The organism is Pseudomonas sp. GW822-FHT02G04 (genome assembly GCF_058802085.1).
In genome coordinates this window covers 1-24,671 of sequence record NZ_JBXANU010000044.1, presented here as the reverse complement: position 1 = coordinate 24,671, position 24,671 = coordinate 1, and the positions used below count along the sequence as shown (strand labels likewise).

Here is a 24,671-nt window from a genome sequence, read left to right as displayed (position 1 = left end):
AGGGGGAGGCAGGCCAGTAATGGTCTGTCTCCACCCGACTTGCCTGCCTTGCCATGGACACCATGACCGAGAACGACTATCTGATCGCTTGGGGCCTCTACGCCTTTGCCGCTTTTGGCTGCCTGTTGGTGTGGATGCGCATGACCCGCTGGATGTGGCGCTGGCTGCGTGAGCCGCTGCGGCTGCTGATGGCGGTGTTGCTGTTCAGCCCGACCATCATCGACCCGGTGAAGGAAAAGGTCGCCCCGGCCATTGCCATTACTGCACTCGATCTGCTGTTCAAGGTCGGCAACAACGCCTGGCGGGCGATTTCCGACCTGTTCATGTACAGCATGATTGCCTTCGGCCTTTACCTGGTTCTCGTGGCGATACGTTTCCCCATCGAGCGCGCATCCAAGGCTCGCAAGGAGCGGGCGGAGGCTGCCAAGGCTGCGGCGCTGGCCGACGAACCTGAAGGCGATCAACCGTTCGGCGGTGCCGGCGATGATCGTTACGGCCGGCCACCGGTGCCGAGCAACCCGCAGCGACTGCGGGTCGAGCCGCGTCTGTAACTGTGCCCCTGCATTGAATCGAGAGTCCGAGCATGTGTGAGTTATTGGGCATGAGCGCCAATGTCCCGACCGATATCGTGTTCAGCTTCACCGGGCTGATGCAGCGCGGCGGCCGTACCGGGCCACACCGTGACGGTTGGGGCATCGCTTTCTATGAAGGCCGTGGCCTGCGCCTGTTTCAGGACCCGGCGGCGAGCAGCGAGTCGGAAGTGGCGAACCTGGTACAGCGCTATCCGATCAAAAGTGAAGTGGTGATCGGACACATCCGCCAGGCCAATGTCGGCAAGGTCTGCCTGTCCAACACTCACCCGTTCGTGCGCGAGTTGTGGGGACGCAACTGGTGTTTCGCCCACAACGGCCAGTTGGCCGACTTCAACCCGACCGCCAGTTTCTACCGCCCTGTCGGCGATACCGACAGCGAAGCGGCGTTCTGCGATTTGCTCAACCGGGTGCGTACTGCGTTCCCCGAGCCGGTAGCGATTGAAGAACTGCTGCCGGACCTGGTGGCTGCTTGCGCCGAGTACCGCAGCAAAGGCGTGTTCAACTGTTTGCTCAGCGACGGCGACTGGCTGTTCTGCTACTGCTCGACCAAACTGGCGCAAATCACTCGCCGTGCCCCGTTCGGCCCGGCACGCCTGAAGGACGTCGATGTGATCGTCGACTTCCAGGCCGAAACCACGCCCAACGACGTGGTCACGGTGATCGCCACCGAACCCTTGACCGAAAACGAAACCTGGACCCGCTACGAACCGGGCCAATGGAGCCTCTGGCGACGCGGTGAATGCGTCAGCCAGGGCAAGACCGAATAAGGATCTCTCCCCCCATGTTGCTCAGTTATCTACGGCTGGTGTTGTTCGCGGCAGGCCTGTTGATCGGTGTCCAGGTGCCTGGTTTCATCAGTGACTACGCCAAGCGTGTCGAGGCGCATCTGATCGAGGCGCAGACCGGTTTGAGTGGTTTTCAGGGCACTGCCAATCAGTTTTTCAAGGGCGACATGCAAGCGCTCGTGGCCCATTACCGTGCCAGCGAAGACCCGATCTTTCGCAGCGATGCCGACAGCCTGAGCGCCTTGCTCACCCGTCAACTGGCCTTGGACAAGCAATTTCAGGCCATGCAGGGCCCGTGGTACATCCGCTTCCTGCAAGTGGTGCTGGCGGCCGACCCGGACATTCGCAAGGAAACCTGGAACGGCTACAGCTACCAGATCCTGCTGACACCGGAAGCGATGATCTGGGGCATGAGCGGCGCGTTGCTGCTGTCGTTCGGCATTGAATGCCTGTTCCGACTGATCGACTGGGTGGTGCTGGGCGGCAAGCGCCTGCGCCAGAGCCGGCCGATCGAAGAGCGGGATTTGCGCGGGTTGTAACACTGGAGCCGGCTCGCCGGCGATTGCCGCGACACGTTAGGTCTGGCAGATCGCATCGCTGGCAAACCGGCTCCTGTTTTTACCAATCGACCGAGTAGCTCATGCTGAGCGTGCGGCCTTCAGCATTGGCGTACGGCGCTCTGGCGTTGGCTTGGGTAAACAGGTTCTGGTAGGTGCGGTTGGTCAGGTTGTACACGCCGCCCTCAAGACGACCGACCGGCAGTTGCACGGAGCCGAGCAGGTCCACCAGCGTATAGCCTTCGATGTCGCGTCCATTGTTGTCCTTGGCGGCGGCATCGTAATTGGCCAAACGCATGCCTTGCAGGCGCAGGGTGTAGTCGTCTTCGGTGTAGCCGACGAACAGTGTGGTCTTGGCGGGTGAGATGCGCGTGGCCGGCAGATCGATCCATTTGCCGTTCTGCTCGGTCTCGCCTTTGGCCCAGGCATAAGTGCCACCCACCGACCAGTGATCGGTCGCGCGGTAGGTCAGGCTGTTTTCGATGCCGCGAACTCGCTCTTTCTGGTTGATCAGGCGCAATACGCGATCATTGGCATCGTAGAACTGGGTCACGTCCGAGGTGTTTTCGTACACGGTGACGTCGGCCTGCCACTGGTCCCAGTTACCACGCCAGCCCAACTCGTAACTGTCGACCTTGATGGCTTGGGCGTTGAGGCTCTGAATGTCGAAGGTGCTGCTGACATCACGCATGAAGCGCTGAATATCCGGCAGCGAAAACCCCTGACTGTAATTGGCGAAGACGTCCTGGTTTTCACTCAGGTGGTAGACCGCCCCCAGGTTGTACAGCGTGGCATCGTATTTGAGAGTGTCACCGGGCAGCGTTGCGCGTATGCCGGTCTGGACGATCTGACCATAAGCGATGCTGTCGGAGACGTCGCTTTCGATCCATTCGCGGCGCACACCGCCACGCAAGGTCCAGTCACCGATGTCCCAGGACATCTGCCCGAACAGCGATTTGGTGGTGGTTTCGATGTCCGGGCCCAGCTCGTAGGTGGTGCCGGTCTTGGAATAGGTCAATCCCTTTAGCGTGTATTGATCACCTCGTTGACGGGAGCGCTCATTATCATAGTCAGCCCCCCAGACCAGATTACCCGTGGCGCTCCCGATCGACGGTAGCGGCGTGTCGATGGCCGCGCGCAGGCCGTAGACGTCCTGCACACTGTTGTTGTCGGAGATCCCGGCCTTGCCCCGCGACAGGTCCGGAAAGAACAGTGCATCGGCGCGGCGCCAGTAGCTTTCCAGTTGCAGGCCCTGACCGTAGAAGTCCTTGTCGGTATAGTTGAGGTTGACCGCCTGGTTATGGGTATAGGGTTGGTCGTCGAGTTTCAGCCCTTTGACCGCCACGGCTTGCTGCAGGTTTTTCGGATCTTTGGTGTAGCCAGTGTCCTGCTGGTCCTTGTAGTCCTGCAGCGACAGGCTGAGTTTTTTGTCGGCATCCAGTTCATAACCGAAACGACCTTGCAGGTCATAGGTTTCGGTATCCATGTTGCTGCCCTGGGAGGTGTCTTGAGGGATGCGGTTACCGTTGCCATCGTACTGATCGTTGCGCTGGGTCAGGTCGGCAGACACATACCAGTCCAACGCATCCTTGCGCCCGGTGGCACTCTGGAAAGCTTCGTAGGCGAAGCCTTTTCTGTTGAGGTTGTTGCCGCTGGTCAGGCCCAGTTTGCTGCTGAAGGCAATGTCCTGGCCCTGATTGCGCTTGGTGATGATGTTGATGATGCCGCCTGAAGCACCGGCGCCGTAAATGCTGCTGGCGCCGGAGATCACTTCGATGCGTTCGATGCTGGCCGGGGCAATGCTGTTGAGCTGGCGGAAGTTGTCGCGCGTGGCGTTCTGCGATACGCCGTCGATCAACACCAGCATGTTGCGCCCGCGCAAGGTCTGACCGAAGTTGCTCATCCCGCCGCTGGATGGCGCAATACCCGGGACCAATTGCCCGAGGATGTCGGAGACCCGGCGACCCGCGCCGCTCTGCTCACGGACTTGCTGCTCGTCGATCACCTGGACCGAGCCCGGAATCGAAGCAATGCTCGCTTCGCTGCGAGTAGCGGAGACGACGGTGGCTTGCATGTTCAAGGTGCCGGGCTGCTGCTCGGTTTCCTCGGCCCAGGCCTGAGCGCTGAAGGTACCGAGTAGCGGGATCAGCAGGGATAGTTTGGTTCGGGTCATGACGTGGTCTTTTTTAGTTGTGATAAGTGTGGGGCGATAAGGTCGAGCGGTCAGGCGTGGTGTTGAGCGACCGCACCCAGCGGATTCCGATGGCGGCTATGGCGTAGGTCAGCGCCACCAGCCAGAAACTGTGGGCCAGGCCGACCAGGCCCATGCCGATCCCGCCAAGGACGACACCGAGCAGGGCACCAGCCTTTGCCGCGCTGTTGCCGAGGCCGAGCGCGAAGCCCTGCTGGGTAGTGGAAATGGTGTTGGCGATCAGGGCATAGGCGACGGGCAGCAGGGCGCCTTGCCAGATGCCCCAGACGAGTCGGCTGACGAGAAACCCCAGCCATTCGTTGGCCAATGCCGTGGCCGCCAGCGTCAGGGCACATAACCAGGCCACGCCTTCGATGACGCGCAAGGTGTAGGTCGACTGCCAGCGGTCGAACAGGCGTCCCCACAGCGGTGCGGAAATGGCTAGGGTCGCGGCGCTCGCCGCGTAGGTGGCACCGATCAGCCAGCTTGGGGCATGCAGAATGTTCGCGACGTACAGGGCGTAGAACGACTGCGGCATCATCTTCGCTGCCTGAATCAACACGATCACCAACAGGATTCCACTGAGCCAGCCCTTGGGCAGGGCAACCGGCTCAACAGGTTTTTTCTTCGCGGTTCGCGCCTTGTCGGCCGGCAGGAAAAAACTTCCCAGTGCGCACAATAGGCAAATCGCCGTCGCGCCATAACACAGCAAGGCAAACCCCGAGACGTCCATCAGCCAGCCACCCAGCACCGGGCCGATCAACGAGCCGACGGCAGTTGCCGATTGCAGGCGAGCCAGGGTGTGACCCCGTCTGGCGCTGTCGCAACAGGCCAGGGCATAGGCTTGCGCGGCAGCGAGAAAACCGGCCAATGCGCCTTGCATCACGCGAATACCCACCAGCAGCCACGGGTCGAGGGTGATGGCCGCCAACCCTTGGCACAGCGCGAGGGCCAGCAACGCCCGAACAATCATCGGTTTGTGTCCGGTGCGATCCCCCAACCGGCCCCACATGGGGGTCAGCAGCATGGCCGCCAGCATCGGGCCGGCATAGACCATCGCCGATAACAGCGCGGTGTAGCCGGCGCCTTCGGGCCCGAGCAGATGCTGGATCTGCAAGGGCCAGAACGGGCCGCTCATTTCCATTGCGCCCATGGAGACAAACTGGATGACGATCAGCAGTCGCAGGGCGCGACCGTCAGCGAGCATGGGTGTTGGATCGCAGCGGGTTACTCAGGCGTCCAACGATGTCGGCATGACTGTCGAGCAAGCGCATGCGCATGAACGATTTGGCGGGCCAATCCTGTTCCAGCAAGGCCTGGCGCTCGCTTTCCCAGCGTGCCGGTTCAACGCGCTCGCGCAAGCTCTCGAAGCACTGTGCAACGCGCGCTGCCAATCGCTCCCAAAGGATATTTTCCGGCACATTCCAGTGGCGGGCACAAAGCAAGGTCAGCTCACCGAGGTGGCACATGAAGGTGGTGTGCAGGAGTTTGTCGCGGACAAAGCCTGCGTCGTCATACAGGGTCATTTTCGGATCGTGCAACTGGATATCCAGGCCCTTGGCGTGCAGGGTTTTGCGATCGATACGCACGTCGCCGAAATCACGCAACAGCAGCCGATTCAACTGCCCGTCAGCGCCCATCACCATGAAGCTGTTTTGCTGATGCGCTTCGAACGCCACGCCGTACATCAGATAGATGCCCAACAGACTCGGTACGGCAATCGACAGGTAATCATCGAAGAACGTCAGCATGGCCTCGCTGTCGTCCCGGCCTTGAGCCAGTCTGACCCAATCACGCAGCAACGGTTGTTCGAACTCGTTGACGGCGAACAGGCTGCCGACCGGCACCGCCAACTCGCCTTCTTGCAGCAGGGTCAGCGGGTTGTCGCGATACAGCACGCCAGCATGCCGGGAGCGCTCGTCATCGGCCGGTAGTGGTGCGTAATGCACGCCGATGCGCTCTGGAACGATGTTCAGCAGACGCTGAATCTGTGGTTCCTGATCGAGGATATTCAATATCAGTTGGCTGATGCGCGGACCCATTCGGGCCGAGCGCGGCGACACGGTGCGCTGCACGCTGGTCAGGCGCAAAGCCACTGGCAGTTTGACCATCGGTGCCGTACGACTGGCCTGCGGCAGGACCGTGCGGAAGGACATGGTCGGGTGGCCGGTAAAAGCAACGATGTCAGTGACGATCAGCAGGTTGTCGGCGATCTCGTTGGCGAACGAATGTGGCAGCTCTTCGTTGGCTTGCCATGGATGCGACGGAAGCGGGAGGTAGTCCGTTGCGTCCAGACCCAACTGCTGCAAATGGCATTGCAGTTGATCGGCGGCCTGTGGGAAGTGACCTTGCCACCAATCCCAGTAATCAGTGGTGCCAGCCAGCGCTTCGACGTGTGCGTACTGGCGGTGCAGGGCGCACAGGACAATCGGAAAACTCGCTTCGAACTCTGGCGAGAAAGAGATGACCTGAGCGGCGCTCAAGCCCAGTTTGGTCTTGTAGTTCGGGTGCCAGGGATGGCCGAGAGTGCCCCACTGTTCGAGCAGCGACGTCGGGTTCTGGTGGCCGGGGCCGGCTTTGAGCCAGGCGAGCAGATTGTCGTCGTACCCGGTGTCGATCTGCTCTCTCAGGCGCTCGGTCCATCCTTGGTGAAATGCCAGGCACAGAGTGTCGTTGCTGAAACTGTCATCCAGCTCCCGGGCCAGACGTTCCAGTACCTGCGGGGAGGCTGGCGGATTGAGCTGAGTGCTGAGGTGAGCGAGCAGTTCGCTGGGCAACTGGATTTTGTGCGGCAGTTTGTCGGGGGTGTGCAGAACGATGCTGCCGCGTACGTCCCAGCTGTTCATTCTGCCGCTGGACAAGTGCTCGAAGCAAAGATGCGCGCCATCGCCAAGTGGCAGCCAGCAACGGCTGGTGTCGTCGTATTCGCAGGTGTCGGGGTCGATCAGATCTTCACGAAACAGCGCCTGGATCAGGCGCTGGAAACAGCGCTGGGCGGCGGGCTCCAGTGCATTGCTCAAATGATCGAGAGTGATGCGGTGGGACTGGAAGGCCTGAGTGCCGAGAGCTTCGCTCCAGTGAGCGAGCAATTGCTGCTGTTTTTGCGTGTAGCCGCGCATCAGGTCCGACTCCTTCTGGACAATTGATTAGCTGAAAGCGCGCTGAGAATACCGTTTTGAATAAATAATGCAAATGATAGTGGTTCATATTTACATTATGGGAAATGTCTTTCAGATTCTGGCCTGTGGTTGGCTCAAGACGATGTAGTGCTCACCCATTTTCTGCGCATAGCACTCCACGACTTGCTGACACAACGTCACGATTTCTTCGACCCACTCCACGCCAACCCGCCACGACACCACCACCTGCAAATTCGGCGGCCGTTGATCGATGGCCAACAAGGTCAACTCTCCTCGCGCCAGTTCCTCAGCCACCAGCACCGGTGGCAGGGCGCCTATACCGAAGCCGTCCCGCAGTAAACGGGTAATCGCCGACACTGAGTTCACGCAGTTCAATCGTGGCGCCATGACCCCGTTGGCTTGCATCAGGCTCACGATGTCCTGGTGCGGACGGGAGTTTTTCGAATAGGTAATGATCCGCTCCCGCGCCAGGTCGGCGACACCTGAATACTCACGGTTGTAGATGGAATTGCTGGCCACGATCCAGCCCATCGGATGACTGGCCAGCTCCAGGCTGCGCACGCTTTCCTGGCGCAACAGGTCGGTTTGCAGGATCAGATCGAGAAAGCCTTTTTGCAGCTGATCGCAGAGGTTGAGCGCGGTATCGGCCACCAGCTCGATTTCCACCAGCGGATAGTGATCCATCATCTGCGCCACCAAGGGGCTGAGCCAGGTGTGGATCACCGTGTCCATGACACCGATCCGCACCCGTCCGGCCTTGCTCGAACGTGTCTCGATCGACAGCTTGAGCGCCTGCATCGTGTCCATCATCTGCTCGGCATATTCGAGCACTTTCAAGCCTTCGGGAGTCAGGCTCACACCACGAGAGTCGCGCAGAAACAGCTTCACCCCGAGCTCGCTTTCGAGCACGGCGATGCGGCTGGAAATCGACGCCTGGGTGGTGAAGAGCTTGTCTGCCGTCAGGCGAAAACTCTTGAGTCGGGCGACCCAGACAAACGTCTCGAGAAACTTCAGGTTCATGGGGTCAGCTCGTGGATAAAGTTTTTCTTATGTCTAGGGCGGGTTTTTATTAGTTGGACGCAGCAGGACCAACCGCCCAAAAATCAGGCCATCCGGTTCCCACGATAGGCGTCGTCGGGGCTCAGAACAATACCAATAAAATATGCACGGAGATTTTGCCATGAGTGCGCCCGACACCCTCGATATCCCCAAAACCACGGCTCGCCCGGGACCTTTTGACTGGTACCGCAACATCAACAAGCAGGAGCGTCGCACGTTCTGGAGCTGCAAGATCGGCTATGGCCTGGACGGCATGGACACCCAGATGCTCAGCTTCGTGGTACCGACCCTGATTGCCATGTGGGGCATCACCACCGGCCAGGCCGGGCTGATCCACACCAGCACCCTGATCGCCTCGGCCATCGGTGGTTGGGTGGCGGGGATTCTCTCCGACCGCATCGGTCGGGTGCGCACTCTGCAACTGACGGTGCTGTGGTTTGCGTTCTTCACTTTCCTCTGCGGCTTCGCGCAGAACTACGAGCAACTGCTGATTGCGCGCACCTTGATGGGCTTTGGTTTTGGCGGTGAGTGGACGGCCGGCGCGGTGCTGATCGGTGAGGTGATCCGCGCCAAGGACCGTGGCAAAGCCGTCGGCATGGTGCAATCGGGTTGGGCATTGGGTTGGGGGCTGACAGCGATTCTGTATGCGCTGCTGTTCTCGGTGTTGCCGCCGGAAGACGCCTGGCGTGCGCTGTTTATCCTCGGCATCGTGCCGGCGATTTTCGTGATCTTCGTCCGTCGCCTGGTCAAGGATCCGGAGATTTACCGCGAAGCCAAAGCCAGGCAAGAGCCAAGCAACCCGGCTAAGTTCTACGAGATTTTCGCCCCCGGCATCCTCTTCACCACGATTCGTGCTTCCGTGCTGACCACGGGCGCGCTCGGCGGTTACTACGCGATCACTTCCTGGCTGCCGACGTTTCTGAAAAACGAGCGGGGCTTGAGCGTACTCGGCACGGGCGGTTATCTGGCGATGGTGATTATCGGGTCCTACGTCGGTTATGTGATCAGCGCGTATCTGACTGACATCCTCGGTCGTAAAAAGAACTTCATTCTGTTCGCGGTCGGCTCGTTCACCATTGTTCTGCTGTACACCCAATTGCCGGTCAGCAACGGCGTGATGCTCTGGCTGGGCTTCCCCTTGGGCTTCTTCGCTTCGGGGATTTTCAGTGGCATGGGTTCGTTTCTGACCGAGTTGTTTCCGACGCGCATTCGCGGCTCGGGCCAGGGTTTTTGCTACAACATCGGTCGGGCGTTGGCGGCGTTGTTTCCGCTGCTGATCGGCTTACTCAGTCAGAAGGTGCCATTGAGCGTGGGAATCGGGGCTTTCGCGGCGGTGTCCTACGGGGTGGTGATCCTGGCGGCGCTCAGCTTGCCGGAAACCCGTGGTAAACAACTCGATGCCGAATAACCGAATGTCCGGTAACTGATAATCTGAGGGGCAAATGCCCTTCAGCTAAAAAGACAAAAGCCTACAGGAGTGTTCACCGTGAACCGCCTGCTATTGAACTGCGACATCGGCGAGAGTTTCGGCAACTGGACCATGGGTCTGGACGCCGAGGTCATGCCCTTCATCGACTGCGCCAACATCGCCTGCGGCTTCCATGCCGGCGACCCGAGCATCATGCGCAAGACCGTCAGCCTGGCCCTGAGCAACGGCGTGCAGATCGGCGCGCACCCGGCCTATCAGGATCTGGTCGGTTTCGGCCGCCGCTCCATGGCCTATACCGCCCAGGAGCTGCAAGACCTGTTGCACTACCAGATTGGTGCCCTTGACGGCATTTGCCGGGCCCAGGGCGGGCGGGTGAGTTACGTCAAACCCCACGGCGCGATGTACAACGACATGATGGCCAACCCGGCGCAATTGCGCGCGGTGATCCAGGCCGTGGCGGCCTATGACCGGACACTGCCGCTGATGCTGATGGCCACTCGCGACAACAGCGCTGCCCAGCAGTTGGGCGACGAATACGGCGTGACCTTGTGGTTTGAAGCCTTCGCCGATCGCGCTTACGACAGCGCCGGCAGGCTGGTCTCGCGGCAACTGCCGGGGGCGGTGCATCACGATCCCGAGAAAATCATTGAGCAGGCGCTGATCATTGCCCGTGGTGACAACCTCACGGCCAGCGATGGCAGCGCTTTGCACTTGCAGGCCAATACCTTGTGCGTACACGGTGACAACGCCAGTTCGGTGGCCGCCGTGCGGCGCATTCGTGAGGCCTTGAATCAGCAGAGCGCATCATGAAGCCACGGGTGGAAGTGGTGGCGCTCGATTGCCTGATGGTGCGCCTGTTCGATGAAATTGCCGAGGCCAACATGCCGTGGATGCTGGCTGCCAGTGAGCGTTTGCGAGAAGCATTCGCCAGCCATTTGATCGATCTGGTGCCGTCCTACACGACGCTGATGGTGCATTACGATCTGATGGCATTGAACCCGGCCCAGGCCCGGGAGTTGATCGCGCAAGCCCTGATCGATCTGACGCCCAACGCTCGGGCCAAGGGTAAATGCCATGTGCTGCCTGTGTGGTACGACCCGAGTGTCGGCCCGGAACTTGGCTTGTTATCTCAACGCAGCGGATTAACGGTGCAAGAGGTGATCCGCCGCCATAGCGAACACGAGTATCAGGTGTTCGCACTGGGCTTCGCGCCGGGGTTCGCGTTCATGGGGTTGGTGGAGGAAGTGTTGGCCGCACCGCGTCTGAGTACTCCGCGCAAAAAAGTCGCCGCCGGCAGTGTCGGCATTGCCGAGCGTCAGACGGCGGCTTATCCGGTAGTGTCCCCCGGCGGCTGGAACCTGATCGGCCGCACCCCGGCCAAACTGTTCGACCGCGAGCGCGACGGCTACAGCTTGATGCAACCGGGCGACACGGTGCGCTTCGAGGCGGTCAGCCATGCCGAGTTCATCAACCTGGGCGGTGACGACACGCCGTTGGAGACCCTGGCATGAGCCGACTGACGATTGAAGCAAGTACACCGCTGTGCCTGTTGCAGGACGCCGGGCGATTTGGCGTGCGGCATCTGGGCGTGACCCAGGGCGGCGGGCTGGATTGGCGATCGATGTCGTGGGCCAACTGGTTGCTGGGCAATGGGCTGGATGCGCCGGTGATCGAAATCACCCTGGGCGGGTTCAGCGTGGTGGCCGAGGACGATTGCTTGCTGGCATTGGCTGGCGCCGATCTTGGGGCGCAGATTGACGGTCAGGCCCTGGCGCCGTGGCGCAGTTTCAAACTTGGCAAAGGTCAGCGATTGCAATTCACGCAACCGCTGCTCGGCACTCGCGCGTACCTGTCGGCACCGGGCGGGTTTGATGCGCCCAAGGTATTGGGCAGCACTGCAACCGTCGTTCGTGAAGAACTCGGTGGCCTCGACGGCATGGGCCGGGCGTTGGCCAAAGGTGCTTCGTTGAAGTACTCCGCTGAAGCACCGCTGCTGGTACGGCAGCTACCTCGCGAGCACGTTCCGGATTTCAACCTCGATGCGCCGCTGGATCTGGTGCTTGGTGCGCAAATAGGTGAATTCAGCGGGCAGAGTCTGTTTGACGCGTTCAACAGCGTCTGGACCCTCGACAGCCGCGCCGATCGCATGGGCATTCGTCTGTTGGGAACGGCGTTGCAGTATCAGGGCAAGCCAATGATCTCCGAAGGCATCCCGCTGGGCGCAGTGCAGGTGCCGCCGGATGGGCAGCCGATTGTGCTGCTCAATGACCGGCAGACCATTGGTGGGTATCCACGGTTGGGAGCATTGACACCGTTGGCATTGGCGCGATTGGCGCAGTGTTTGCCGGGGGCGAAGGTGCGGTTGAAACCGGTGGTGCAGGACGTCGCGCATCGCGAACAAGTCGAGTATTTGCGCCGGTTTGTTAACCGTTAAAAGCTTCGCGGGCAAGCCTCGCTCCTACAGGGTCAATGCATGACGCACGAACACCGAAACCTGTAGGAGCGAGGCTTGCCCGCGAAGGCGGCATCACAGACAACAACAATCTTTATTTGGAAAGAAACCGCATCCCTTCCTCCAACCCCCGCAACGTCAGCGGATACATCTGATCGTCAATCAAATCCCGCACGATGTTGGTCGACGAGGTGTAGCCCCAGGTGTCTTTCGGGTACGGGTTGATCCAGATGAGCTTCTTGTACTTTTCCTTGAAGCGCTGCATCCACACGTAACCGGCTTCTTCGTTCCAGTGCTCGACGCTGCCGCCGGCCTGGGTGATTTCATAGGGCGCCATGGCGGCGTCGCCGATGAAGATCACTTTGTAGTCGGCGCCGTACTTGTGCAGCAAGTCCTGGGTGGCGGTGCGCTCGGAAGTGCGGCGCATGTTGTTCTTCCACACGGATTCATAAATGAAGTTGTGGAAGTAGAAGTACTCCAGATGCTTGAACTCGGTCTTGCAGGCCGAGAACAGCTCTTCACAGATCTTCACGTGGGCGTCCATCGAGCCGCCGATGTCGAACAGCAGCAATAGCTTGACGGTGTTGCGCCGCTCCGGCCGCATCTGGATGTTCAGCAACCCGGCATCGCGTGCGGTGTGGTCGATGGTACCGTCGATGTCCAGTTCTTCGGCCGCGCCCTGACGAGCGAATTTACGCAAGCGACGCAGGGCGACCTTGATGTTGCGCGTGCCCAGTTCCACCGAATCGTCGAGGTTCTTGTACTCGCGCTGATCCCAGACCTTGGCCGCCTTGCCCTGACGCTTGCCGGCATCGCCGACCCGAATGCCTTCCGGGTTGAAGCCACCGGAACCGAACGGGCTGGTGCCGCCGGTGCCGATCCATTTGTTGCCGCCGGCATGGCGTTCCTTCTGTTCTTCCAGACGTTTCTTGAACTCTTCGATCAGCTTGTCCAGGCCGCCGAGGGACTGGATCGCGGCTCGCTCTTCGTCGGTCAGGGATCGTTCGAATTCCTTGCGCAGCCAGTCTTCAGGGATCAACGCCTGAAGGTGATCGTCGAGCTTTTCCAGACCCTTGAAGTAGGCACCGAACGCGCGGTCGAACTTGTCGAAATGCCGTTCGTCCTTCACCAGAATCGCCCGCGACAAGTAATAAAACTCGTCCATGTCGGCGAAGGTCACGCGCTGTTTCAGCGCGTTGATCAGGTCCAGCAGCTCACGCACCGAGACCGGCACCTTGGCTGCGCGCATTTCATTGAACAGGTTAAGCAGCATGGCTATCGCCCTCTATCTTGTTAAAAAGAGGGATCAGCGAGTGCCGCGACGGCTCATGAACGCCAGACGCTCAAGCAATTGCACGTCCTGTTCGTTCTTCACCAGGGCACCTGCCAGCGGCGGAATGGCCTTGGTCGGATCGCGTTCGCGCAGCACCGCTTCGCCGATGTTGTCGGCCATCAGCAGCTTCAGCCAGTCCACCAGTTCGGAGGTCGAGGGCTTCTTCTTCAAGCCCGGCACTTTGCGCACGTCGAAGAACACATCCAGCGCTTCGCTGACCAGGTCTTTCTTGATGTCCGGGTAGTGCACGTCGACGATCTTCTGCAGCGTCACGCGATCGGGGAACGCGATGTAATGGAAGAAGCAGCGGCGCAGGAAGGCGTCCGGCAGCTCTTTTTCGTTGTTGGAGGTAATGATGATGATCGGACGCTTCTTGGCCTTGATGGTCTCGTCGATCTCGTAAACGTAGAACTCCATCTTGTCGAGTTCTTGCAGCAAGTCGTTGGGGAACTCGATGTCGGCCTTGTCGATTTCATCGATCAGCAGAATCACCCGCTCTTCGGACTCGAAAGCCTCCCAGAGCTTGCCCTTTTTCAGGTAGTTGCGAACGTCGTGAACCTTGTCCACGCCCAGTTGCGAGTCCCGCAGGCGGCTGACCGCGTCGTACTCGTACAGGCCCTGATGCGCCTTGGTGGTGGACTTGATGTGCCAAGTGATCAACTTGGCGCCGAAGGACTCGGCCAGTTGCTCGGCGAGCATGGTCTTGCCGGTGCCTGGCTCGCCCTTGACCAGCAGTGGCCGCTCCAGGGTGATGGCGGCGTTGACCGCCAGCTTCAGGTCATCGGTGGCGACGTAGGCCTGGGTGCCTTCGAACTTCATCTGCTAATCCTCGAACGGTAACGCCGACCTGAACGAGGCAGGGCGGGGCGCAATAAATTGTCAGGCTCGACTATAACGCGCAGGCCGGTCGACTGTGAACGCAGACGACTTATTCAGTCTCTGAATGGAGCGTCACATCTTGACTCAGTCTCGGCTGCTGGCCAGTATTGAGCTATCGCCATTTTGGCGATAGCTTGCGAGGCATGTCTACTAAATACCGATTTCGCGATACGTACCGGATTCAGTTGCGCGAGAAGGATCATCCGCCGCCCCATGTCCACCTGACCGGTGGCGGGTTGGACGTGATGCTTAGCCTCGAAACTGTCTAAGTGATGAGGGGCAAGGCGCCGCCGCTGATTATCAAGGAAGCGCTGGAGTGGGTCAGAACTCATCAGGTGCAATTGCTGGAGGATTGGAAACGATGTTACCCATGAAACGACCACGGTTGTCGGCCGTGCTGGTGTTGCCGGATTACCGTCTGGCGCTGACGTTTATCGATGGGCAGCAGTTAAACCTCGATTTAAGTCGCGACCTGCGTTCATACCCGGGACTGCAACCATTGCTGGTGGGGCGTGTTTTTGAAGAAGCAGCCTTGGGTGACGATGGCTGGAGCGTGGAGTGGCCCGAGCTGGATATCCAGATTGGCGCGGACACGCTGTACCTGGATGCGCTCGCGCAAAATGCAACGGATGAAAACACCCGTATTTTCATCGATTGGCGTGCTCGCACCGGGTTGCCGCTGAATCAGGCGGCCGAGGCGCTGGGCGTGAGTGCTCGTAGCATCAGCCGTTATAGCAGTGGTCGTGAAGCCGTGCCGCGGTCGTTGGCGCTGGCCTGTCTGGGCTGGGACTTTTTGCAGCAGCAATCGAATCCGGCGCGGGCGGCGGAAGAAACCGGTCGTTACACCGTTACACGAAAATCTTAGCCGGAATCCGGCTTGGATCGTTCGTACTGGGCATTGAATGCTTGAATGAAACCATTATGTAAAATCTGCAAAAAAGCCTCGAACGCGCTGATATCTCGCTGATGCACGTTGCCCCTGAGCTCGACGCGAGTGGCGAACTGGTTTTTCTGCTGGTTCTTCAGCACGTTCTCGGTGCCGCCGACGAGCGCTTCCCAGATGGAACGGAAAATCCCTTTGTCTTTGTTTTCCACGTCCTGTTGCCAATTGAATACATCGACGTCGTGCAACAGCGGTTTGATGTAGCCGGTGAGTTGACCCTTTTTGGTCTCGGCTTCGATGACCAGGTCACCATGGCCGGCATTGAAGTCGAACTTGCCGTAGGCCGCGGCGAAGTCGTTCATGCGTTTGAGTTCGAGGTCCTTGACGCGCAGGCGGAATTGGAAGTTCTGGAAGTCGCTCAATGGATCAAAAGTTGCCGTGGTTTCCAGCGGCGCATCCCCGAGCAACAGGGCCTTGCCGTCGAAACGTGCGTCGCGTTTGCCTTTTTTGTCGACCACGTTGGTCAGGTTGTAAATGGTGGCATTGACCTGGGTGGCATTCATATTGACAGGCGGTTTTGAATTGAAGTTACGAAAGGTGATCCGGCCATCGTTGATCCGCACTTCGTTCAGGGTGATCGGCAGCAATTTCTCCAATTGTGCTCGCCAATCGGTGCCTTCACCGGTCTGGGAGTTTTTCTTGTTGGCGCCACCATCGACGAAGTTCACTTCGGGTTTGTCGAACTCGGCCTCGCCCACCACGGCATGGTCGTACCAGAGCGAATGCCAACTGACGGAGAGGTCGATCAATGGCGCGTTGACGAAAGGCACCGGGACCTTGCCTTCGACCTTGACGATTTTCAGGCCATTGATTTTATAGGCGCCGCGCCACAGGGCCAGGTCCACGTCAGTAATCTGCCCGCGATAGTCGCCCATGGTGGCCAATCGCTCGTTCAGGTAGTCACGCACGATGTAGGGTAGGGCGATGTGCGCGGCAACCAGCAGCATGAGGAGGCCGGCGAGGGTCAACAGGGGCCAACTGTATCGACGCTTCATGGCGGCAAATCTCTGGCGATGTAAAGCGGTTGACTGCTGTGGCAGCCGGACGTTCGACTGACTGGACGACCACGAGTAACAGGCATACCTTGGTGGGCTAATTCAACGCTGTATAAGGACCCAGCCATGAGCCGTATCTATGCTGACAACGCCCACTCCATCGGCAATACGCCGCTGGTGCAGATCAACCGTATCGCCCCGCGCGGTGTCACCATTCTGGCCAAGATCGAAGGGCGCAACCCTGGTTATTCGGTCAAGTGCCGAATCGGCGCGAACATGATCTGGGACGCTGAAAGCAGCGGTAAACTCAAGCCCGGCATGACTATCATCGAACCGACCTCGGGCAATACCGGTATCGGCCTGGCATTCGTTGCCGCCGCCCGTGGTTATCGGTTGATGTTGACCATGCCCGCGTCCATGAGCATCGAACGACGCAAGGTGCTCAAGGCCCTTGGCGCCGAACTGGTATTGACGGAGCCGGCCAAAGGCATGAAAGGCGCGATCGAGAAGGCCGCCGAAATCCTCGCCAGTGACCCATCCACCTACTTCATGCCGGGGCAGTTCGAAAACCCGGCCAACCCGGCCATTCACGAAAAAACCACCGGGCCGGAAATCTGGAACGACACGGACGGTGCAGTCGACGTGCTGGTAGCGGGTGTCGGGACGGGTGGAACCATTACCGGGGTTTCGCGGTATATCAAGAATACCCAGGGCAAACCGATTCTCTCGGTGGCGGTGGAGCCGGTGGTGTCGCCGGTTATCACCCAGGCGATCGCCGGGGAAGAGATCAAACCGAGCCCCCACAAGATCCAGGGCATCGGCGCTGGTTTTGTGCCGAAGAACCTGGACCTGTCGATGGTCGATCGGGTGGAATTGGTCAGCGACGACGAATCCAAGGCGATGGCCCTGCGGCTGATGCAGGAAGAAGGGATTTTGAGTGGTATCTCTTGCGGTGCCGCCATGGCGGTGGCTGTACGCCTGGCCGAAACCCCGGAAATGCAGGGCAAGACCATCGTGGTGATCCTGCCCGACTCCGGCGAACGCTACCTGTCGAGCATGCTGTTCAGCGATTTGTTTACCGAGCAGGAAAATCAGCAATAACGTTTTATGACTGCTTTGTAGTCGAACGGGGGTTGATTCAGGTCAGCCCCCGTTCAGGAACCTTATGTTAAGAAGTGCTTTATTGCACAATCCTTAACACTGAATGTTGAGTTATGCGGGTTTTTCCCGAGGCCGGTAGTGTTTATCATGGCCGACTGCCACGTCGGGTAAATGACGTTGTGCGGAGTTTCCTATTCTCAAGGAGTCGTAGATGAGCTTTTCCTTTGTCGCGAAGGCGTCGGTGTTGCTGCTGTTCCTCGGCAGCACGCTCTATGTGCATTTGCGTGGCAAGGCGCGTTTGCCGGTCTTGCGTCAGTTCGTCAATCACTCGGCCCTGTTCGCGCCCTATAACGCCTTGATGTACCTGTTCTCCGGTGTGCCGTCCAAGCCCTATCTGGACCGCAGCAAGTTTCCGGAGCTCGACGTGCTCAGGGACAACTGGGAAGTTATCCGCGACGAAGCCATGCACCTGTTCGACGAGGGTTACATTCGCGCCGCCGAAAAGAACAACGACGCCGGTTTCGGTTCGTTCTTCAAAAAGGGCTGGAAGCGTTTTTACCTCAAGTGGTACGACAAACCGTTGCCGTCGGCCGAAGCCTTGTGCCCGAAAACCGTGGCCTTGGTCAGCGGCATCCCGAATGTCAAAGGTGCCATGTTTGCGCTGCTGCCCGGTGGCAGTCACCTCAACCCGCATCGTGACCCGTTCGCCGGCTCCCTGCGCTATCACCTGGGGTTGTCGACGCCGAACTCCGATGATTGCCGCATCTTCGTCGACGGTCAGGTCTACGCCTGGCGTGATGGCGAAGACGTGATGTTCGATGAAACCTACGTGCACTGGGTCAAGAACGAAACCGAGCAAACCCGGGTCATCCTGTTCTGCGACATCGAACGCCCCTTGAGCAACCGCCTGATGACCCGCATCAACCGCTGGATCAGCGGCTGGCTGGGGCGTGCTACAGCGCCGCAGAACCTTGACGATGAGCGCGTTGGCGGGATCAACCAGGCCTATGCCTGGAGCAAGAGCTTCAGCGACAAATTCAGCGGTGTGGTCAAGCAGTGGAAGCGCCGCAACCCTAAGGCCTATCGCGTGCTGCGACCGGTGCTGGCGGTGGTGGTGTTGACGTTGTTGGGGTATTGGTTGATTGGTTGAGTAATGCCGATCAGTTAGGCCGTAGTGCAATTTGTAGCAGCTGTCGAGCCCCAGCGAGGCTGGGGCTCGACAGCTGCTACACCCTTTGTCCAAGTCATTGCAATCCATGTCACGCGCTGGTTATAGTCGGCGCTCGGTGGTTTCCTGAGCCACCGTTCCACCCATCAAAAAAGATCAGCCCATGCCAGCTTCCCCTATCAACGCGGTAGTCGATTCAGCGGTCAACGCTGGCGTCGTGCCGTGCGGGAGTCAGCAGCCTGCGCAGATCAGTCATTACCCTCCACCTGTCAGTAGCACGCCGGTGTGCGTCGTCGTATCACCGCCAGGCGTTGGCTTCTCGGGCTGATCAGCTTTTTCCGCTGTTCCCCCTGTGCCCGTCTGAAAAAACGACTGAATTTCAGCTTCGGCTGAGTTGGCTTTTTGCCTGACTACAGGTGGTATTCATGTTTGTCCTTTCGAAAAAGTCCGCGCTTGCGGCGGCGTCTACGTGCCTGTTCGTTCTGCTGTGGAGCAGCGGGGCGATTTTCTCCAAATGGGGGCTGGCCCACGCGTCACCCTTTGCCTTTCTGCTGGTTCGCTTCGCCATCGCCTTGTGCGGGTTGGTGCTGCTGGTGCCGTTGCTCAAGCTGAAACTGCCCAAGGGCGGCAAGCCGATGTTGTATGCGATGGCCACGGGCTTGGTGTTGCTGGGGGCTTATCAGATTTTCTACCTGCTGGCCCTCGACCTGAATGTCACGCCAGGCGTGATGGCAACCATCATGGGCGTTCAACCGATTCTCACCGTGGTGCTGATGGAGCGTCAGCGTTCCTGGAGCCGAATGTTCGGCCTGGCGCTGGGCTTGGCCGGGTTGATCATGGTGGTCTATCAGGGCATCGGGTTGGCCGGCATGTCGTTGGCCGGGATGCTCTGCGGTCTGTTGGCGCTGGCGAGCATGACGTTCGGTTCGATCATGCAGAAACGCATCACCGACAATCCTCTCGGCACATTGCCGGTGCAGTACCTGGCCGGGCTGTTGTTGTGCGGGGTGTTTGTGCCGTTCCAGCCGTTTCACGTCGAACACAGCACAGGGTTCATTGTGCCGGTGTTGTGGATGGGGTTGGTGGTCTCGGTGCTGGCGACGCTGCTGCTGTATCGGCTGATCGCCCGGGGAAATCTGGTGAATGTCACCAGCCTTTTTTACCTGGTGCCAGCGGTGACGGCGGTGATGGATTACCTGATATTCGGCAACCGGCTGGCGGCGTTGAGCTTGCTGGGCATGGGGCTGATCATCGTCGGTCTGGTGTTTGTGTTCCGTAAACAGACTTGATCCTGTGATGAATGCGAGCCGTCGGTCATACCGGCGGCTTCACGCGCTGACCACCTGATTGCGCCCAGCCTGTTTGGCGCTATAACTGGCCTGGTCGGCCCGGCGTAGCAGCTCGTCGGCGGCGATGTCCGTGTTCCAGGTGGCCACACCGAAACTGGCGGTGACGCGCCCGGCGACTGCTATTTCATGGCCAGCGAGGGACTGGCACAACACGTTGGCCAACTGTTCGGCATTCTCTTGTGAGGTGAACGGGCAAAGGATCGCCAGTTCTTCTCCACCGATCCGGCAAAAGACGTCGCTGGCGCGCAAGCGTTGGCGGATCAGTGCGCAGATTTCCTTCAACACCGCGTCACCCACATCATGGCCGAACCGGTCATTGATGGACTTGAAGTGATCGAGGTCGAACATGATCAATGAAAAACCGGCGGCGTAACGTTTGCCGGTGTCTACCAAGTGTTCCAGAGCACTCATGAAATGACGACGGTTGTAGATACCGGTCAACTCGTCGGTAATGGCCTGGGTACGCAGTTTTTCCTCGCGGTCCTTAAGCTCGGTGATGTCACTGAACGAGCCATACCACACGCAGCTCTGGTCCGGCTGGCGCTCGGCGTAGGATTCCCCGCGCAGCCAACGCACGCCCTTGACCGGCAGTATTACGCGAAAATCGCACATCCAGCCTTCGGCGGTTTCCATCGACTTTGCGGTTACTGCCCGGATCATTGGCAGGTCCTCGGGATGCAGTCGCTGGAACAGTGGATTACCGGCGAAATTGACACCAACCACCGCTTCGGCCTTGAGCTCGAAAACGTTTTCGACGTTGCGGCTGCAAAACGAAAAGAAACCGTCGCCAGGCCCCAGTAGGTGGTACTGGTAGAGCACGTTTGGAATGCGTTGGGTCAGTAGTGTCAACAGGGCTTTGCTTTCTTTGATCCTGTTGAGTAGCTCGATGCGTTCACTGATATCGATGATCACGCTGATGTGTTCGACCTGGCCGCTATTGGCGTCGGTGAACCGGGCGTGGCGTAGTTCACCAGTGAACCGGCTGCCGTCCTTGCGCCGATAACTCCATTCCGTGGCTTTACTCGATCCGTTGTCATCGATGCAGAGCTGGCCGATCAGTTGTTTGTCGGTCAGTGACTGGAGCTTCGGGTGAGCAAGACGACGCGCATCGATCTCTTCCTGCACATGGAGCTTCTCGACGTTATTGCGCCCCAGCATTTCTTCACGGCTGAAACCGAACAATACCTGGGCGCCCTCGCTGAACACCTGTATTCGCCCTTGCGGATCGGTGGTGATGACGGCCACTTGGGTCGCGGCATTGATCAGGTTGGTGATGCGCGCGTTCAAGAAGCTGATCTGGTTTTTCTGTGCGATCAGTTCCTCGAATTGGGTCACTGATTGTTTCTGACGAATCCGCGTGGAAACGCAGAGCGCGCCGAGCAACAGGGTTTCGACGATCAGTGCCAGTTCTGCATAACGGTGGATCGAAGTCGGATCGGGCAACCAGAGCAGCAGGAGGACGGTGCTGAGGCTCAAGGTCAGACACACTGACAGTCCGATCAAAAACCGCTTGCCTTTGAGGCGACTGATGGACGGGGTTATCCAGGAATTCATCTACACCTCGGGAGTGATCTGAAACGCAGTGTGCGTGCCTGCCCCGAAAGGTTCAGTGGTGCCAGCGCTGTCGGCGGATTATCTACACAGCGCCTCACTGATAGCTAGATGCCGCCCCCGGTAAACATGACGACCAGCGATTTTATTTTGGCTTGCCGTACCTCCTACCGCGCAGCCACTTCAACCGGCTTCACCACCGCCGGCTTCAACACCAGCCACAACGCCGCTGCAATCAACACTCCGCCATAGAGGTGCGCCATCGACAGCGGCTCATCCAGCAACAGCGCGCCCCACAACACCCCGAACGGTGGAATCATGAAGGTCACGGTCATCGACTTCACCGGGCCGATCGAGCTGAGCAAACGGAAGTAAACGATGTAGGCAAACGCGGTGCAGCCCAAGCCCAATCCCAGCAACGACAGCCAGACACTCCAGCCACCCCAGCTCGCCGGTGGCTGGCTGATCACGCTGTAGCCGAACAGCGGCAGCAAAAACAAGGTGGCGCCGAGCATGCTGCCCAGGGCCGACAGGCGACTGTCGAGGCCGCCGGCCTGATCGAGCCAGCGCCGGGCGAGGAACCCGGCAAAGCCATAGCAGGTGGTGGCCATCAGGCACGCCAGTGCGCCCATCAGCAGTTCCATGTCGAACGCCACCGGACCTGCGCGGGTGAGGATGCCGACGCCGAACAGCCCGAGAAACACCCCGCAGACCTTCGCCCCGGTGAGTTTTTCACTGAAGAACAACCCGCCGATCAACACGCCCATCAGTGGTGTGGTAGCGTTGAAAATCGCTGAGTAACCGGCAGGCAGCACTTGAGCGGCCACGGAATAAAGGGTCGCTGGAATCCCGGAGTTGATCAGCCCGAGCAGCATCACGGTTTTGAGTTTGCCTTTGAAATCCCAACTGATACGCATCAGTCCGACGATCACCAACAGCCCGACAGCGGCAATCGACACACGGAAAAAGGCAGTGGGGATTGTGCCAATCACTGGGGCGATAATGCGCATGAACAAGAAGCTCGCACCCCAGATAGCCGCCAACGACAGCAAACGAAAAATATCGACAGGGCTCACGGTGCACTCCTCTTGATGGGGACGAGAGTGTTGCCGAGTGCCTGATCGATGGCAACCGAAAAACGAGCATTGAATTCGCCGGTTGCGACAGCGCGGGTCTGGCTCGAAAATTAGGCTTTTCCTGCACCCGGTTCACTGGCTAAGCTCAGCCTTCCGGAATATCCGCAGAGGTTCCATCATGCCGCAGCAATGGCCAGCCGCCGACATCGCCCGAATGATCCTCGATGGCTTTGACGATTACCGCGAGCATTTCCGTCAGATCACCGACGGCGCCCGAGGCCGCTTCGAGCAAGCCCAGTGGCAGGCGACACAAGTCGCGTCGGCGGCGCGGATCAACCTCTACGAAGAGAAAGTCGGCGAAACGGTCGGGCACTTGCGTGAATCGTTCGCGACCGAGGTGCTGATAGATGCCAGCTCCTGGCCGCTGGTCAAAAGCGCTTACATCAGCCTGATCGACCTGCGCTTCGACGATGAACTGTCCGAGACCTGGTACAACTCGATTTTCTGCGGGCTGTTCAGCCACGACCTGATCAGCGACGGCTGCATGTTCATTCACACCACTCGGCCGAGCCTGCGCCGCGCCCGGGCGGCGCAAACCCGCACTTACAAGCCCCATGGCCAGTTGTCCGGCATGCTCGCGAGCATCTTTACCGACTTCCGCTTCAGCGAGGACTACGCCGATTTGCCCGGCGACCTGCGCCGCCTCGAAGCGCAATTGCGCGAGAACCTGCCGGACTGGGTCTGCAAGGACCCGGAACTGAGTGTCGAGCTGTTCTCCTCGGTGCTTTACCGCAACAAGGGCGCCTATCTGGTGGGACGCATTTATACCCAGGATGATCAATGGCCGCTGGTGATTCCGCTGTTGCACCGCGAAGGCCGGGGCATCCAGATCGACGCGTTGATCACAGATGAGGCGGAGGTGTCGATCATCTTTTCCTTCACCCGTTCGTACTTCATGGTCGATGTGCCGGTGCCGGCGGAATTCATCGGCTTTCTCAAGCGTATCCTGCCGGGCAAACACATCGCCGAGCTGTACACCTCGATAGGCTTCTACAAGCATGGCAAGTCCGAGTTCTACCGGGCTCTGATCAATCACCTGGCCAACACCGACGATCAGTTCATCATGGCCCCCGGTGTGCGCGGGATGGTCATGAGCGTGTTTACGCTGCCGGGCTTCAACACCGTATTCAAAATCATCAAGGACCGCTTCTCACCGTCGAAAAACGTCGACCGCGCCACGGTGATCGAAAAGTATCGCCTGGTGAAAAGCGTCGACCGGGTCGGGCGCATGGCCGACACCCAGGAGTTCGCCGATTTCCGTTTCCCGTTGAGCAAGTTCGAGCCGGCATGCCTGGAAGAATTGCTTGAAGTGGCGCCGTCCACGGTGTCGGTGGAAGGCGATACGGTGCTGATCCGTCACTGCTGGACCGAGCGCCGGATGACGCCGTTGAACCTCTATCTGGAACACGCCAACGAAGCGCAGGTGCGCGAGGCGCTGGAAGATTATGGCCTGGCGATCAAGCAACTGGCGGCGGCGAATATTTTCCCCGGCGATATGCTGCTGAAAAATTTTGGCGTCACCCGTCACGGTCGCGTGGTGTTTTATGACTACGACGAGATTTGCTTCCTGACCGAAGCCAACTTCCGCCACATCCCGCAACCGCGCACGCCGGAAGACGAAATGGCCTCCGAACCGTGGTACTCGATCGGACCACTGGATGTGTTCCCCGAGGAGTTTCCACCGTTTCTATTTGCCGATTCCGGGCAGCGAAAACTGTTCGATCAGTTGCACGGCGAGCTGTACAACGCCGATTACTGGAAGGGGCTGCAGGAAGCGATTCGGGCGGGGAAGGTGATTGATGTGTTTCCGTATCGGCGCAAGGGCCTGGATAACGAATAGCCCACACCTGACACTGATCGTTCCCACGCTCCGCGTGGGAATGCCTCCCCGGACGCTCCGCGTCCGCTCTTGGGACGCAGAGCGTCCCTTGCTGCATTCCCACGCAGAGCGTCACTAGTGTCCGGTAAAACCTTTTCAGAGCTGAAGGCTGCCTTGGGCAGCCTTCAGCT

21 protein-coding genes and 1 pseudogene are annotated in these 24,671 nt (G+C 59.3%); 13 read left to right on the top strand and 9 right to left on the bottom strand.

Annotation, left to right across the window (positions count from 1 at the left end; all coding sequences use genetic code 11):
• Positions 1 to 53: 53 nt before the first annotated feature.
• From AC1RO5_RS30200 to AC1RO5_RS30190, 3 genes are read left to right on the top strand one after another with little or no spacing between them, the layout of a single operon-like run.
• A complete protein-coding gene (locus AC1RO5_RS30200; RefSeq protein ID WP_493179374.1) occupies positions 54 to 551 on the top strand; it encodes an MFS transporter in 498 nt (165 codons plus the stop codon).
• Between the two features lie 32 nt (positions 552 to 583).
• A complete protein-coding gene (locus AC1RO5_RS30195; RefSeq protein WP_493179372.1) occupies positions 584 to 1,360 on the top strand; it encodes a class II glutamine amidotransferase in 777 nt (258 codons plus the stop codon).
• Positions 1,361 to 1,374: 14 nt separating this feature from the next.
• Positions 1,375 to 1,917, top strand: coding sequence for a DUF2937 family protein (locus tag AC1RO5_RS30190; RefSeq protein ID WP_007934122.1), 543 nt, complete (start codon positions 1,375 to 1,377; stop codon positions 1,915 to 1,917).
• A 79-nt stretch (positions 1,918 to 1,996) separates the two neighbouring features.
• Here the strand turns inward: AC1RO5_RS30190 and AC1RO5_RS30185 are convergent, their stop codons facing one another.
• The 4 genes from AC1RO5_RS30185 to AC1RO5_RS30170 all read right to left on the bottom strand — a co-directional run bounded on the left by AC1RO5_RS30185 (position 1,997) and on the right by AC1RO5_RS30170 (position 8,286).
• Entirely contained in the window at positions 1,997 to 4,108 is a 2,112-nt protein-coding gene (locus tag AC1RO5_RS30185; protein ID WP_493179370.1) for a TonB-dependent receptor, read from the bottom strand.
• A 13-nt stretch (positions 4,109 to 4,121) separates the two neighbouring features.
• Positions 4,122 to 5,333 (bottom strand): MFS transporter, encoded by a 1,212-nt coding sequence (locus AC1RO5_RS30180; RefSeq protein WP_493179368.1) that lies wholly within the window; start codon positions 5,331 to 5,333, stop codon positions 4,122 to 4,124.
• On the bottom strand, positions 5,323 to 7,245 hold the full coding sequence (locus AC1RO5_RS30175; protein WP_493179366.1) for an IucA/IucC family protein: 1,923 nt from the start codon (positions 7,243 to 7,245) through the stop codon (positions 5,323 to 5,325). Before AC1RO5_RS30175 ends, AC1RO5_RS30180 begins: the two co-directional genes overlap by 11 nt.
• Positions 7,246 to 7,356: 111 nt before the next feature.
• The gene (locus AC1RO5_RS30170) at positions 7,357 to 8,286 is read right to left on the bottom strand and encodes a LysR family transcriptional regulator (protein WP_493179365.1); all 930 of its coding nucleotides are present in this window, start codon (positions 8,284 to 8,286) and stop codon (positions 7,357 to 7,359) included.
• Positions 8,287 to 8,446: 160 nt separating this feature from the next.
• On the opposite strand from AC1RO5_RS30170, the gene AC1RO5_RS30165 reads away from it, so the two are divergent.
• The 4 genes from AC1RO5_RS30165 (at position 8,447) to AC1RO5_RS30150 (ending at position 12,188) form a co-directional block, all read left to right on the top strand.
• Positions 8,447 to 9,733, top strand: a complete 1,287-nt coding sequence (locus AC1RO5_RS30165; RefSeq protein WP_493179363.1) for an MFS transporter — start codon at positions 8,447 to 8,449, stop codon at positions 9,731 to 9,733.
• A gap of 78 nt (positions 9,734 to 9,811) precedes the next feature.
• Positions 9,812 to 10,564, top strand: a complete 753-nt coding sequence (locus AC1RO5_RS30160; RefSeq protein WP_493179361.1) for a 5-oxoprolinase subunit PxpA — start codon at positions 9,812 to 9,814, stop codon at positions 10,562 to 10,564.
• Complete coding sequence (gene pxpB, locus AC1RO5_RS30155) at positions 10,561 to 11,265, top strand: 5-oxoprolinase subunit PxpB (protein WP_028939352.1); 705 nt, start codon at positions 10,561 to 10,563, stop codon at positions 11,263 to 11,265. Before AC1RO5_RS30160 ends, pxpB begins: the two co-directional genes overlap by 4 nt.
• The gene (locus AC1RO5_RS30150) at positions 11,262 to 12,188 is read left to right on the top strand and encodes a 5-oxoprolinase subunit C family protein (RefSeq protein ID WP_493179360.1); all 927 of its coding nucleotides are present in this window, start codon (positions 11,262 to 11,264) and stop codon (positions 12,186 to 12,188) included. The genes pxpB and AC1RO5_RS30150 overlap by 4 nt, the downstream gene beginning before the upstream one ends.
• A gap of 112 nt (positions 12,189 to 12,300) precedes the next feature.
• On the opposite strand, the gene AC1RO5_RS30145 is transcribed toward AC1RO5_RS30150, so the two are convergent.
• Positions 12,301 to 13,479 (bottom strand): vWA domain-containing protein, encoded by a 1,179-nt coding sequence (locus tag AC1RO5_RS30145; protein WP_493179358.1) that lies wholly within the window; start codon positions 13,477 to 13,479, stop codon positions 12,301 to 12,303.
• Between the two features lie 33 nt (positions 13,480 to 13,512).
• Entirely contained in the window at positions 13,513 to 14,358 is an 846-nt protein-coding gene (locus tag AC1RO5_RS30140; RefSeq protein WP_019580803.1) for an AAA family ATPase, read from the bottom strand.
• A gap of 203 nt (positions 14,359 to 14,561) precedes the next feature.
• On the opposite strand from AC1RO5_RS30140, the pseudogene AC1RO5_RS30135 reads away from it, so the two are divergent.
• Positions 14,562 to 14,792: pseudogene (locus tag AC1RO5_RS30135) on the top strand (DUF4160 domain-containing protein).
• Positions 14,780 to 15,283, top strand: coding sequence for a DUF2442 domain-containing protein (locus AC1RO5_RS30130; RefSeq protein WP_493179357.1), 504 nt, complete (start codon positions 14,780 to 14,782; stop codon positions 15,281 to 15,283). The pseudogene AC1RO5_RS30135 and the gene AC1RO5_RS30130 overlap by 13 nt, the downstream one beginning before the upstream one ends.
• Here the strand turns inward: AC1RO5_RS30130 and AC1RO5_RS30125 are convergent.
• Positions 15,280 to 16,356, bottom strand: a complete 1,077-nt coding sequence (locus AC1RO5_RS30125) for a DUF748 domain-containing protein (protein WP_493179356.1) — start codon at positions 16,354 to 16,356, stop codon at positions 15,280 to 15,282. The genes AC1RO5_RS30130 and AC1RO5_RS30125 overlap by 4 nt on opposite strands.
• Positions 16,357 to 16,482: 126 nt before the next feature.
• On the opposite strand from AC1RO5_RS30125, the gene cysK reads away from it, so the two are divergent.
• The 3 genes from cysK (at position 16,483) to AC1RO5_RS30110 (ending at position 19,914) form a co-directional block, all read left to right on the top strand.
• Positions 16,483 to 17,457, top strand: coding sequence for a cysteine synthase A (cysK, locus tag AC1RO5_RS30120; protein ID WP_007934098.1), 975 nt, complete (start codon positions 16,483 to 16,485; stop codon positions 17,455 to 17,457).
• Positions 17,458 to 17,668: 211 nt separating this feature from the next.
• Complete coding sequence (locus AC1RO5_RS30115; RefSeq protein WP_493179355.1) at positions 17,669 to 18,607, top strand: aspartyl/asparaginyl beta-hydroxylase domain-containing protein; 939 nt, start codon at positions 17,669 to 17,671, stop codon at positions 18,605 to 18,607.
• Positions 18,608 to 19,050: 443 nt separating this feature from the next.
• Positions 19,051 to 19,914 (top strand): DMT family transporter, encoded by an 864-nt coding sequence (locus tag AC1RO5_RS30110; RefSeq protein ID WP_493179354.1) that lies wholly within the window; start codon positions 19,051 to 19,053, stop codon positions 19,912 to 19,914.
• A gap of 39 nt (positions 19,915 to 19,953) precedes the next feature.
• Here the strand turns inward: AC1RO5_RS30110 and AC1RO5_RS30105 are convergent, their stop codons facing one another.
• Positions 19,954 to 21,528, bottom strand: a complete 1,575-nt coding sequence (locus AC1RO5_RS30105; RefSeq protein ID WP_493179352.1) for a sensor domain-containing diguanylate cyclase — start codon at positions 21,526 to 21,528, stop codon at positions 19,954 to 19,956.
• Positions 21,529 to 21,692: 164 nt separating this feature from the next.
• Positions 21,693 to 22,601, bottom strand: coding sequence for a DMT family transporter (locus tag AC1RO5_RS30100; protein WP_493179351.1), 909 nt, complete (start codon positions 22,599 to 22,601; stop codon positions 21,693 to 21,695).
• Positions 22,602 to 22,779: 178 nt separating this feature from the next.
• On the opposite strand from AC1RO5_RS30100, the gene aceK reads away from it, so the two are divergent.
• Positions 22,780 to 24,501: a bifunctional isocitrate dehydrogenase kinase/phosphatase gene (gene aceK / locus AC1RO5_RS30095; protein WP_493179350.1), complete on the top strand. Its 1,722-nt coding sequence runs from the start codon at positions 22,780 to 22,782 to the stop codon at positions 24,499 to 24,501.
• Positions 24,502 to 24,671: the final 170 nt, after the last annotated feature.

Bases quoted from the DNA above. Each gene is read 5' to 3' on its own strand.
- AC1RO5_RS30110 (WP_493179354.1), top strand. From the start codon at position 19,051: ATGTTTGTCCTTTCGAAAAAGTCCGCGCTTGCGGCGGCGTCTACGTGC.
- AC1RO5_RS30115 (WP_493179355.1), top strand. From the start codon at position 17,669: ATGAGCTTTTCCTTTGTCGCGAAGGCGTCGGTGTTGCTGCTGTTCCTC.
- AC1RO5_RS30125 (WP_493179356.1), bottom strand. From the start codon at position 16,356: ATGAAGCGTCGATACAGTTGGCCCCTGTTGACCCTCGCCGGCCTCCTC.
- AC1RO5_RS30130 (WP_493179357.1), top strand. From the start codon at position 14,780: ATGTTACCCATGAAACGACCACGGTTGTCGGCCGTGCTGGTGTTGCCG.
- AC1RO5_RS30150 (WP_493179360.1), top strand. From the start codon at position 11,262: ATGAGCCGACTGACGATTGAAGCAAGTACACCGCTGTGCCTGTTGCAG.
- AC1RO5_RS30145 (WP_493179358.1), bottom strand. From the start codon at position 13,479: ATGCTGCTTAACCTGTTCAATGAAATGCGCGCAGCCAAGGTGCCGGTC.
- AC1RO5_RS30165 (WP_493179363.1), top strand. From the start codon at position 8,447: ATGAGTGCGCCCGACACCCTCGATATCCCCAAAACCACGGCTCGCCCG.
- AC1RO5_RS30200 (WP_493179374.1), top strand. From the start codon at position 54: ATGGACACCATGACCGAGAACGACTATCTGATCGCTTGGGGCCTCTAC.
- AC1RO5_RS30185 (WP_493179370.1), bottom strand. From the start codon at position 4,108: ATGACCCGAACCAAACTATCCCTGCTGATCCCGCTACTCGGTACCTTC.
- AC1RO5_RS30175 (WP_493179366.1), bottom strand. From the start codon at position 7,245: ATGCGCGGCTACACGCAAAAACAGCAGCAATTGCTCGCTCACTGGAGC.
- AC1RO5_RS30140 (WP_019580803.1), bottom strand. From the start codon at position 14,358: ATGAAGTTCGAAGGCACCCAGGCCTACGTCGCCACCGATGACCTGAAG.
- pxpB (WP_028939352.1), top strand. From the start codon at position 10,561: ATGAAGCCACGGGTGGAAGTGGTGGCGCTCGATTGCCTGATGGTGCGC.
- aceK (WP_493179350.1), top strand. From the start codon at position 22,780: ATGCCGCAGCAATGGCCAGCCGCCGACATCGCCCGAATGATCCTCGAT.
- AC1RO5_RS30105 (WP_493179352.1), bottom strand. From the start codon at position 21,528: ATGAATTCCTGGATAACCCCGTCCATCAGTCGCCTCAAAGGCAAGCGG.
- AC1RO5_RS30190 (WP_007934122.1), top strand. From the start codon at position 1,375: ATGTTGCTCAGTTATCTACGGCTGGTGTTGTTCGCGGCAGGCCTGTTG.
- AC1RO5_RS30180 (WP_493179368.1), bottom strand. From the start codon at position 5,333: ATGCTCGCTGACGGTCGCGCCCTGCGACTGCTGATCGTCATCCAGTTT.
- AC1RO5_RS30195 (WP_493179372.1), top strand. From the start codon at position 584: ATGTGTGAGTTATTGGGCATGAGCGCCAATGTCCCGACCGATATCGTG.
- cysK (WP_007934098.1), top strand. From the start codon at position 16,483: ATGAGCCGTATCTATGCTGACAACGCCCACTCCATCGGCAATACGCCG.
- AC1RO5_RS30170 (WP_493179365.1), bottom strand. From the start codon at position 8,286: ATGAACCTGAAGTTTCTCGAGACGTTTGTCTGGGTCGCCCGACTCAAG.